At 70.0% G+C, this 12436-nt stretch carries 1 protein-coding gene; it reads right to left on the minus strand.

Going from position 1 to position 12436, the window contains the following annotated elements; translation table 11 throughout:
- The coding region (locus QZ994_RS15120; protein WP_290873402.1) for a non-ribosomal peptide synthetase/type I polyketide synthase at positions 1-12436 on the minus strand (12436 nt) is incomplete at both ends.

The raw sequence follows: 12436 nt of genomic DNA on the forward strand, positions 1-12436 counted from the left end.
GCCGCCGAGCTCGAAGAAGTTGTCCTGAGGGCCGATGTCGGTCACCTGAAGCAGGTTGGCCCAGATGGCGGCCATGGCCGCGACGGCGGCGTCGGCGTCCAGGGGGGGAATCTGGGTGCGGGTGGCCGTGGCCGTGCCGGAAGCGGGCAGCGGCGTGACGCTTGGGGCGCTGACCTGCGCCGATTCCACCACGGGGCGACGGACGAGCGGGAGCGGTGCCCTGGGGGCATCGGACCACTGCAGCACCCCATCGGCTCGCCAGCGCAGGGCATCGCCACAGGGCCAGGCGAGTGCATCTGCGCCGAGGTGCACAGTGCCGGGTGCGTTGAGACCCAGGGTGCGTCCGGCCTGGTTTTGGAGGGTGAAGGCGTCGAGGAGGGGTTGACCGCAGGTGCCGGTGTCGGCCTGCTCGGTGACCCAGCCTGCAGCAAGGGGGGCGCCAATGCCTTGCGCGCAGAACACCGAGAGCACCTTCAGGCCGCCAGCGAGCCAGGCCTGCACGGCCGCCGGATCGGTGGTGCCCACTTCGGCGATCAGGATGGTCTGTGGGGAGAGGGGGGCCGCCAGTGCCGTGGCTCCGGACTGTGCCCCCAGGCTGGCCACTTGCACGCCGGCAGTGGATTGGGGCGCAGCCAGGGTCGATGTCTGTCCGTCGCCAAGGCCGGGCAGCAGGGTGAGCTCCGCGCCCGCGGCAAGGCCGCTGAGGGCCAGCGCGAACAGGAGGCCGCGGTTGCCGTCGTCGACCGCCAGCACGCCCCCGCCTGACTTCAGACCGGTGAGCTGGAGGAGGCGGGTCGCCAGGGCCTGGCTCTGCGCGGGCGACAAGGGCGGTGGTGCCTGGCGAAGCGTGGGTTCGGGGGCAGCCGAGGCGGCCACCGTCGCTTGCAGGGGGTAGCCTGGCACCTGGTGCCCCGCCAACAAGGTGACGCCCTGTGGCGCCTGGCGGGTGGTGTCGGTGACCAGCGCGACGCAGTGGCCATGCTGCATCGCGAGCTCAGGCCAGGATGCGGGCAGGGGTTGGCAGCGCAGCCCGCGTTGAAGGGTCGCCAGGCAGGCCACGAGCTGGCCCACCGGATCGGTCAGCGCCACGGCGACGTGGCCGGTGGATTGCGGCATCGCCTGGTTGCCGAGGGCGGCGCTCAGGGTGTGGGCGAACGCCGTCACACGGTGTTGAAGTTCCGCGGCCACCAGGGTGCGCTCACCACTGCGCCACACGACCGTGTCCGGGCTCCGGGTCGCCAGGGTTTGCAAGGCGCCCAGCGGATCGGCCTCAGGTGATGGCAGGGCGGTATCGAGGTGGGTGCGAGAAAATCGTGCCAGAAGGGCCTGCTCGGTAGCCGATGGGGCCATGGCCTGCCACAAGGGCAGGTCGGGCTGGCCGGCGAGGCGGCGCACGAGGGTGCTGTAGCGGTCGCACAGGGCTGCGGCGGTGGCGGGCAGGATCACGTCGGTGTCGTGCTGGAAGCCGCCCGCGATGCGGTCAGCCTCTTCCACCAGCCAGAAGTTCAGGTCCTCGGTGGCACCGTAGCGGTCGAGGTTGATGCGCTCATGCTGCAGTGGGCCCCATTGCAGGATGCGCTCGCGCACGTCCTGGTAATTGAAGAGCACTTGGTAGAGGCGACCGCTCTTGAGCCTGAGGTGTTGGGCGATCAGCTCGAAAGGCACATCCTGGTTGGCCAGGGCGTCGGTGATCTGCTGGCGTACGGCGCGCACAGCCTCGAGCCCGCTGGCTTCGCTGGGGACGCTCAGGCGCAGCGGCAGCATGTTGTTGAAAAAGCCCATGACCTGTTCGAGCTCGGGCTGGGGGCGTCCGCGCACGGGCAGGCCGATGCCTGGCGCCGGGTCGCACAGCCATTCGGACATCAGGGCCACGTAGGCCGCCATGAACACCACGCTGACCGGGCTGCCGGTGCGGCGGGCCAGGGCGCGGATGGCCTCGAGATCGCTGCCCTCGAAGCTCAGGAAGGCGGTGGCACCTTCGCCCGTGGGCTGAGCCGGACGCACACGGTCAGCGATGGCGGGGCGCTGCGGCGGATGGCTCTGGTTCTGTTTTTCCCAGAAGCGCAGTTGCTGGGCGATTTCTTCGCTGCCCATCCAGTCGCGGTGCCAGGCGCAGAAGTCGCCATGGGTGAAGGCCAGTTCGGGCAGGGGCGAAGGCTGTCCTTTGGCGAAGGCGTCGTAGTGGGCAGAGAGCTCGCGGTAGAGCACGTCGAAGGAGGCGCCGTCCCACACGATGTGGTGGGCCATGAGGAAGAAGCCGTGCTCGTCCTCGGCCAGCCTGTAGAGGTGGCTGCGGATGAGCGGGGCCTGGTCGAGCGCAAAGGTCTCGGCCACGAGGGCGTTCATGTGCGCCAGCATGGCCGCTTCACGCTCCGCCTGGGGCAGGTGGCCGAGGTCCAGCAGGGGCAGGTCGGGCAGGACGCGCTCGGGGTGCATGCGTTGCACGAGCTCGCCGCCATGGCGCTCGATCGTGGTGTGGAAGGCCTCCTGGCGCTGGGCCATGTGCCTGTAGGCCTGGTTGAACGCGGCCAGGTTCATCGGGCCACGCAGGCGATGGGCCGAGGGGGCGTGGTAGACGACGCGGCCTGGCTGCATCTCTTCCATGAAGACCACGCGTTGCTGCATCACGGTCAGCGGTGCCTGGCGGCGGTCGGCGCGGCGCACCAGTGGGGCACGCAGGGGCGGTGCATCGGCGCCTTGCTGGCGGGCGATGCTGGCGGCCAGCTTGCCCACGGTGGGAGACTCGAACAGGGCGCGCAGTTGGAGGTGAACGCCGCATTCCTTGTTGAGCAGGGCGATGAGGCGGGCGGCCAGCAGGGAGTGCCCGCCCATGCCGAAGAAGTCGTCCTCCAGGCTCAGGGGGCCGGTTTTCAGCACGGTCTGCATGGCCTGGGCCACGGAGCGCTCCAGCGCGCTGGCCGGTGGGGTGCCGGTGGGCGCCAGGGGCAGAGCCTCGGCCGCGGGGGCTGGCAGGGCCTTGCGGTTGGTCTTGCCGTTGGGCAGCAGGGGCATGGTCTCGAGCACCACGACGGCCTGCGGCACCATGTAGTCCGGCAGCACCGTGCGCAGGGTGGCACGCAGGGCCGTGCCGTCGGGTTGGTGGCCAACCTGGGGCACGACGTAGGCAACCAGGCGGATGTCGCCGGGCGTGTCTTCACGGGCCATCACCACGGTGCGGGAGATGCCGGGCTGGGCCGCCAGTTGGGCTTCGATCTCACCCAGTTCGATGCGGTAGCCCCGGATCTTGATCTGGTAGTCCATGCGGCCCAGGTGCTCGATCTCCCCATCGGGCGCCCAGCGCGCCAGATCGCCGGTGCGGTAGAGCTTGCCGCCGGGTTCTGTGACCAGGGGGTGGTCGATGAACTTCTCGGCGGTGAGCTCCGGCCGCTTCAGGTAACCGACGGCCAGGCTGTGGCCGCCAATGCAGAGCTCGCCCTCCTGACCGACGGCGCAGGGTTGCAGGTGCTCGTCGAGGATCCAGGCCTGGGTGTTGTCCACCGGTCGGCCGATGGTGATGCGGCTCGGGTTGGTGACCTGCCCCCCGGTGGCGTAGACCGTGGTTTCGGTCGGGCCATAGAGGTTCCAGAGTTCGACGCCGGCCTCAAGGAGGTGGCGCGCCAGGGCGGGCGACAGGGGTTCGCCGCCGGTCATGCCTTTGAAGCCCTTCGGTGGTTGCCATCCGGCATCGGCCAGGATGTGCCAGGTGGTCGGCGTGGCCTGCATCACGTTGATGCCTTCGCTGGCGATCAGGGCGGACAGCACTTCGCCGTCCATGGTGTCGTCTCGCTGGGCGATCACCACGCGGGCGCCCACCGTGAGCGGCAGGAAGAGCTCTGGCACGGCCATGTCGAAAGACAGGGTGATCACGGCGAGCAGGCGGTCCTGGGCGGTGATGCCGGGCTCGCGCAGCATGCTGGTCATCAGGTTGGCAAGGCCCGACTGACGCAGCACCACGCCTTTGGGTTTGCCGGTAGAGCCCGAGGTGTAGATGACGTAGGAGGGGGCGTCGCTGTCGTCGCGCGCGCCATCGGGCAGCGGGGCGGTGCTGGCCTGGTCGATGAGGGCTCGGTCGTCGTCGATGCGGACCTGGGCTGCGCGCGGCAGGCCGGTCAGCCCCGCATGGGCGGCTTCGGTGATGACGGCGCTCAGTTCCGCGTCTTCGGCCATCTGGCGCAGGCGCTCGGCAGGGAAGTTGGGGTCGAGCGGGACGTAGGCGGCGCCCACCTGGAAGATGCCCAGCAGGGCCGGCACGAGTTCGATGCCGCGGCCCATGCTCACGCCCACCAGATCCCCTTGCTTCACGCCCCGTGCATGCAGGACCTGGGCGAATTGCGCGGCGCGGCGGGCCATCTCGGCGTAGGTGCGACGCTGCCCTTGTGCCACGAGGGCGATGGCGTCGGGCGTGCGCGCGGCCTGGGCGCTGATCCATTGGTCGACCCGGCCCGGCGCATGGCGTGGCATCACGGTGGCGGCATTCCAGGCTCGGATGCGAGGGTCCACGAGGTCGATCGCCTCGGGGGGGGTGAGGGCAATGGGCTCGTCCAGGCATTCGACCAGGAGGCGGCATTGCGCGATCAAGGCCTGTGTCAGGGACTGGGCCTTGGCCAGGCTGAAGTGTTCTGCGCTGTGGTGAAGGTCAAGTGTGATGACCTCGCCCTGGTCGTAGAAGTTGAACAGCAGCTCGCTCAGCAGGAACTGGCGATGCCCTTCGATCATGTTGGCCTGAAGGGCCGCATCGTAGGGCAGGGGCACCTTGGGGTTCAGGTTGAAGATGATGGAGGAGAAGGGGGGGCGGTCGCCGGCGCTGCGGATGCCCAGGGCGCGGGCCACGGTGCCTTGGGTGACCACGGGCTGGTCCATGGCGTCCATCACCTGGCGGCGCACGCGGGCCAGCACGTCCTGGGCGGTGTCGCCCGCGTCGGCATGCAGGCGCAGGGGCAGGTCGAGCACGCCATCGGCCAGGAGCGGGCCGTGCAGGGCCAGGGCCTGCGAGGCGTAAGGCACGCTGACCACGAACTCGCGCTGGCCGCCTTGCTGGCGCAGCAGGATGGTCACCGCCGTGAGCAGCATCTGGAAGACCGTGGCGCCCGACTGGCGAGCGCGCTGGCGCAAGGCAGCCGTGAGTGAGGCGTCGAGCGTGGCGCGGACGGTGTCGGCCTTGAACTGGCGAGGGCCGCCGGGGCTCAGGTCACCCAGGCTGAGCGGGGCCGGCGGGTTGCGAAGCTGTTGCGTCCAGTAGGCCAGGCTTTCCTGTCCTTCGGCGGCTTCGAAGCGTTCGGCCTCGGCCTGGGCAAAGCTCAGGGGGGATTCGGCGGGTGGCCACTGCGGGGCGGCGCCTGCGCAGCGGGCCTGGTAGGCCTGGGCCAGGTCGGCGTTGAAGACGCTGGCGGCCCAGCCATCGAAAACCAGGTGGCTGGCCACCAGGTGCACCACCGAGCGGCCGTCTGCCAGGCGCAGCAGGCTGGCGGCGGCCAGGGGCGCGCGGTCCAGCGCGAAATCGCGGCGGTTGGCTTCGCGGCAGAAGTGCTCGAGGGCCAGATCCGCGTCGGTCTCCTGGCGCAGGTCGAGTTCCTGGATGTCGACCTGGGCTGTGGCCTGGACGCGTTGCAGGGGTTCTGCCGTGTCGAAGGCGATGCGGAAGGCGTCGTGGCGGGCCAGCACGTCGGTCAGGGCATGATGCAGGGCGGTGTGGTTCACCGGGCCGGAGAGGCTGAGGCAGAAGGCCTCGTTGAGGGCGCGACAGGCTCCGGCGTCAAAGGACGCAGCCAGCCAGCGTTCGGTCTGGCCTGGATGCAGGGGCCCGGCAGTGGGTGCCGGGCGAGTCTCGCTGACCTGGCCATGGACCACCGCCGGACGGGTGCCGCCCTGTGGGGCCGCGTTGCCGGGCAGACCTGTGCCGCCACCACCGCCGCCATCGTGTCCACCGCGCGGCTCGATCAGGCCCAGTCCAATCAGCTCTGTCATCACGCCGATGAAGGTGTCGGCGATCTGGTCGGTGTCGGCGTCGGACATGGCCTCGGTCACGAAGTGGCCGAACTGCTCATAGAGGTGCAGGCCGCGGAAACGGGCGAGGTAATAGAAGAGGCTGATGTGGCGGACATTGTCGTCCCAGCTCAGACGCCACAAGGACGCGCAGTGCACCGCCTTGGCGGGTGCGCCACAGGCGGCGAAAGCCGCGTTGATGCGATCGACCATGCGCTGCGTGCGCGCGTTGACCGTGTCGTACAGCGCCTGGCCGCCGCGCTTGATGTGCAGCAGCGTGGCATGGGCCGCCGCCAGGGCCAGGGGGTGGCGCACGAAGGTGCCAGCAAAGTAGGTCACGCCCGCTTCGGGGTAGGAGTCGTCGCCGAACTGCCAGTGGCCGCCGTCGAGCGCGTCCATCCAGAGCGTGCCACCGGCGATGGCGGCAAAGGGCAGGCCGCCGCCGATGATCTTGCCGTAGGTGGCGATGTCGGCGCGGACCCCGTAGAAGGCCTGGGCGCCGCCCGGTGCCACGCGGAAGCCGGTCACGACCTCGTCGAAGATCAGGGCCGCACCGCCCTGGGTGGCGATCTCGCGCAACTGCTGCACGAAGGCACGCGGCTGCAGCGTGGGGTACTTGTTCTGGATCGGCTCGATCATGATGGCCGCCAGTTCGTGGGCGCAGCCGCGCAGCACCTCCAGCGAAGCAGGGCTGTCGTAGTCCAGCACGAGGATGTTTTCCACCGCGTTGGCCAGGATGCCCGGCGCGGCCGACAGCGAGCGCAACTGTTTGGTGCCGCGCACCACCACCTCGTCGAAGATGCCGTGGTAGCTGTTGTTGAAGATGGCGATTTTCTGGCGACCCGTGACGGTTCGGGCCATGCGCATGGCGCCCATCACCGCTTCGGAGCCGGTGTTGCAAAAGGCCACCCGCTCCATGCCGGTGAATTCGCTGATGAGTTGCGCCACGTCAGCGGCCAGGGGGTGCTGAGGCCCGACTTCGATGCCGCGTTGCAGCTGCTCGATCATGGCCTGGGTCACGTCGGCGGGCTTGTAGCCCAGGAAGTTGGCGCCGAAGCAGGATAGGAGGTCGATGTAGGCGTTGCCATCGATGTCCCAGACGCGGGCGCCTTCGGAGCGATCGGCCACGATGGGGTAGACCAGATCCTTCCAGAGTGGGTTGAAGCCGGTCACCACACGCGGGTCGGACATCAGCTTGCGGTGCTGCTGGCTGAAGGCCTTGGAGCGCCCGGTGCGCTGGTTGTAGCGCTGGATGAAATCGTCGACCCAGGCCTGCTGGGCGGGGGTGAAGTCCTTGTTGGCCTGCAACACGATGCGGGCCGAGGCGCCGAAGGGCTTTTCGACCAGCGCCATCTTGGTCGGCTGCGCCGTCGTTTCAACAGGCACCACTGGGCTGCCGGCGGCGGCTGGCGAGGTCGAGATGGTGCTGCGGGTGGCGCTGCTTGGTTCGGCAGAGACCACTGTGGTGGGCAGCTGGGCGGGGGCGGTCGTGGCCAATGGCTGGCCGGACAAAAGGGCCAGCTGCTGCGCCATCAGTTGCATCTGCTGCTGGATCAGCTGGTGCACGGCATCCCCGGAGGCGAGTGCCGGCTGGTTGAGAACAGGGAAGGCCGGAGACATGGCCATGACAGCGGCTGCGGGCGGTGATGCCTGTGGCGCAACGGGGGCGGCCGGGCCGGTGGCCGGCGCCGGAGCAAAGCGGTCGGATGGCAGTTCGGCGTCCAGGAAGGCGGCCAGCTTGCCCAGGGTGTCGAGGTCCTCCAGCAGACGGCGGAAGCGCAGCTTCAGGCCAAACACCTTTTCCAGGGCCAGCGTGGCTTGGGTCAGGGAGAGGGAGTCCAGTCCCTGGTCCATGAAGGTGGCGTCGCGCGTCACCTCGTCGGCGGGGATGCCGGCGACATCGGTGAGGATCCGGGTGAGTTCCTGTTCAAGGCGAGGTAGGCGGCTCATGACGGGTGGGGGCGCAAGGGGCAAGGAAGCCGTCACCACCGGGGTGGAGGCGGACAAGTGGGCGGCCGACGTGGCGGTGGGCGCGGGCGTGCGGCGCTCGAACCAGTGACGTGGGCCTTCGAATGGGTAGCCAGGCAGGTGCAGGCGAGGGGCGGAGGCGGGCACGGGCCAGGCCAGGTCGGCGCCCAGGTTCCAGAGCTGGGCCACGGCCATCAGGGCATGACGGCTGGGCTCGGAGGCCGAGCGTGCGCCGCCCGCCAGTGACACGACGCGGGGCGCGGCCCCCTGGGGCGTACGGTGCTGACGCAGCAGTGCCGCCAGGGCCTGGCTGGGACCCACTTCCACGAACACGGCCTCTCCCTGGGCGAGCTCGGCCTGCACGGCGCGGCTGAACGCAACCGGCGCACGCACCTGGCGCGCCCAGTAGGCGGGATCGGTGGCTTCGGCGCCCAGGCGTTCGCCGCTCACACAGGAGTAGAGCGTGGTGCGGGGGGGCTGCAGGGCGCAGCGCGACAAGGCGGCCTGGACCAGAGGCAAGGCCCCGTCCATGGCGGCGCTGTGGAAGGCGTGGGACACCTTGAGTGCGGTGCTGCCGATGTCCTGTGAGGCCAAGGTCGCGGCCAGTGCGTCGATGGCCTCGTGGGGCCCCGCCACCACGGTGAGCTGGGGCGCGTTCAGCGCGGCGATGTCCACCTCGGCGGGCAGCAGCGGCTGGACCTGTTCGGCACTGGCCCGCACCGCCAACATCGCACCGGGCGCTTGCGCGAACATGGCCTCACCCCGCGCCACGACGGCAGCCATGGCATCGGGCAGGCGCATCACACCTGCGCGGCAGGCGGCCGCGTACTCGCCAATGCTGTGGCCGATCATGGCGCTGGGCGTCAGACCCAGGCTGTCCAGCCAGGCACCGTAGGCCCAGGACATGGCAAACAGCGCAGGCTGGGCCAGGTGGGTCTGGGCCAGTTCTGCGGCAGCCGCCTCGTCATCGGGGGCCGCCTTGGTGAGCAGGTGACGCAGGCGGGCCGCCAATTCGGCCGGGGCCGCGGCAAGGACCTCGTCAAAAGCCAGGCGGAAGGCGGGCAGGCTGTCGACAAGGCCCCGGGCCATGCCTGGATGCTGGGCGCCTTGACCCGGGAACAGGTAGACCAGACGCGGCACCGACCGCGCATGCTGCACGGCCAGGGGCGCGCGCAAGGCCTCGATGGCCGAGGCCACATCACGGGCGATCACGCTCAGGCGGTGGGGCATGGCCTGGCGTCCGCGCATCAAGGTGCCCGCAACCTGGGCCAGCTGGGCCTCAGGGTGGGCCGAGAGCCACTCGGCCAATTGCCTGGCGCGGCGCTGAACGGCCTCGGTCGATTTGGCCGACAGGGGCAGGATCCATTCCGCGGCCAGGGGCGGCCCGTCAGGCTGAACATCGGCCTGAACATGGGGCGGCGGGCTCGGGGTGGTGGTCCGCGGGGGTTCTTCGAGCACCACGTGGGCGTTGGTGCCTCCCACCCCAAACGAGCTCACGGCGGCGCGGCGCGGCGTTTCGCCCCGCGGCCATGGCTGGTTCTGAGCACTGACCACGAAAGGGGTCTGGGCAAAGTCGATTTGGGGATTGGGCTGCTCGAAGTGCAGGGTGCCGGGCACCTGCTCGCGTTGCAGGGCCAGCGTTGCCTTGATCAGGCCGACCACCCCTGCGGCGGCCACGAGGTGGCCCACATGGCCCTTGACAGAGCCCAGGTGGCAAAAGCCGGTGTCGGTGGTGTCTCGGGACCAGGCTCGGGTGAGCGCGGCGACCTCGATCGGGTCACCCAGGGCGGTGCCGGTGCCGTGGGCTTCCACGAAGCCGATGCTGCGCGGGTTCACGCCGGCCTCGTCCAGTGCCATGCGGATGACCTCGACCTGGCCCGACACACTCGGGGCCGTGAAGCTGGCCTTCTCGCCACCGTCGTTGTTCAGGCCGACGCCCTTGATCACGGCATAGACCGGGTCCCCATCGGCAAGGGCCTGCGAGAGGCGCTTGAGCACGACCACGCCGCCGCCACTGCCGAACAGCGTGCCGCTGGCTAGGGCGTCGAAGGGGCGGCATCGGCCATCGGCCGACTCCATGCCACCTTCCACGTGCAAATGGCCCCCAGCCTGGGGCACCACGAGGCTCACACCGCCCGCCAGGGCCACGTCGCACTGGCCTTGCGCCAGGGCGTGCCAGGCCTGGGTGACCGCCACCAGCGAGGTGGAGCAGGCCGTGTGCACCGAGACTGCGGGCCCCTTCAGATTGAGCCGGTGAGCGACGCGGGTGGCGATGTAGTCTTTCTCGTTCGCCAGCATGGTGGCGAACTCGCCATGCTGGGCGATCAACGCCGGCTGTTCGGCGCGCATGGCGGGCAGGTAGCTGTTGTTGGCGCTGCCGGCGTAGACGCCCACCCTGGCGTTGCTGCGGCTGGGGTCGATGCCCGCGTCTTCCAGGGCCGACCAGCACAGTTCCAGGAACAGGCGCTGCTGCGGGTCCATGACCGTGGCCTCGCGGGCCGAGATGCCGAAGAACGCGGCGTCGAAGCGGTCTGCGTCGGCCAGCATGCCGCGGGCGGCCACGAAATTGGGTTGGCTGCGCAGGGCTTCGGGCACGGCCGGGTCGATTTCATGTGGCGCGAAGCGGCGTACCCCCTCCTTGCCCGCAAGCAGGTTGGCCCAGAAGGTGTCGAGGTCGCGGGCGTCGTCGGCGCGGATGGCCATGCCGACGATGGCGATGCCCTCACCGGCAACCGTGCGCCCTTGCCTGGGTTGCGCAGAGCGCGGCGAAAAGCCACCACTCACGCCCGAATCTGCACCCGCAGCGGCATTCGCGAGCACCGACGCGAGACCTGCCACGGTCGGGCGGTCGTAGACGTCGGTCACGGCCAGGGGCAGGCCCTCGGCCTTGGCCTGGGCCACGAAGCGCATCACCAGCAGCGAACGGGCGCCCACGTCGAAGAGGTTGGCCTCGTCCGCCAGTTCGGTCAGGCCCAGCAGCGCCATCCAGAGTTGGCGAATGCGGGCCAGCGGCGAACCGAGCGCGTCCTGCGAGAGCGGGGCGGATGCCGGCGAGGCCGCGGGCAGCGGGAGTTGTCGCCGGTCGATCTTGCCACTGGGCGTGGTGGGCAGCTTGTCGAGCAGCACGTAGCGCAGCGGCACCATGTAGTCGGGCAGGCGGCCTTGCAGCCAGGCCCGCCAGGTGGCGGGACCCGGTTCGGGGGCGCCCGGGACATGGGCGTCGGCACGCAGCACCAGGTGGGCCGTGAGCAGGCGTCCGGCCTGCGGCCATTCCGGGGCGGTCACGGCGGCGTCCTGCACCAGTGGGTGTGCCATCAGGGCGAGCTCGATGTCGCCGGGCTCGATGCGGAAGCCGTCAACCTTGAGTTGCTGGTCGGCTCGGCCCAGGTAGGTGAGGGTGCCATCCGGGGCGCACCGCACCAGATCGCCGGTCGCATACCAGCGGCCAGGCTCACCGTCGACGCCGTCCAGAAAGCGCTCTGCGCTCAGTTCGGGTTGGCCGAGGTAACCCAGCGCCAGGCAAGGCCCACCGAGGAAGAGCTCGCCCACGCCGGGCTCGGGGGCCTGATCACTGGGGCGCAGGTGAATGGCCACATGGGGCAGGGCTTGGCCGATGGGCGGGATGTCGGGCCAGCTGTCCGCCGTGCCGCTCAGGGTGACGGCGGTGACCACGTGGCTCTCGGTCGGGCCGTAATGGTTGTGCAGGGCCGCGCCGGGGTGGCGCGCAAAGAAGGCACGGATGTCCGGGGTGACCTGCAGTTGCTCACCGGCACTCACCACGTCGCGCAAGGGCAGGGGCATCTGGCCTGCCAGGGCGGCATCGCCATCGGCCTGGGCCAGCATTTGAAGGGCGACATAGGGGAGGTAGAGGCGCTCCACGCGCAGGTCGGCCATGGCTTGGCGCAACTGGGCAGGGTCGCGGCGCTGGGCATCGGGAATGAGGACCAGCGTGCCGCCTGTGGCGATGCTGGAGAAGATCTCCTGCGCGTGCACGTCGAAAGACAGGGGCGCGAACTGCAGGGTGCGCGCGGGCTGTCCAAGGCGGGCGTGTGATCGGTGCCAGGCGATCAGGTGGGCGATGGGCTCACACCCCATGGCCACGCCTTTGGGCCGCCCGGTCGATCCGGATGTGAACAGCACATAGAGCACGTCGCCATCGCCGGCATGAGGCATCGTGCCCGCGGGGGCCGGTTGGGCCAGCGTGGGGACTTCACCCACCAGGTTTTCCAGCGTCGCGATCGCGGCCGGATCGCCCACGACGGCACGCACCTGCGCGTCGGTCAGCATGGCTCGAAGGCGTTCAGCGGGGTAGCCCAGGTCGAGCGGCACATAGCCCAGCCCCGCTTCGACTGCGGCCAGGATGGCCACGATGGTGTCGACAGACCGGGTGGCGGCGATGCCAACCCTGTCTCCGGCGCGCAGGCCCGCGTCGCGCCAGTCGCAAGCCAGTGCGCCAACTCGGTCGGCGAGGGCGCGGTAGCTCAGC

The organism is Aquabacterium sp., assembly GCF_021768455.1.
In the GTDB taxonomy this organism is placed as follows: Bacteria; Pseudomonadota; Gammaproteobacteria; order Burkholderiales; family Burkholderiaceae_C; genus Aquabacterium.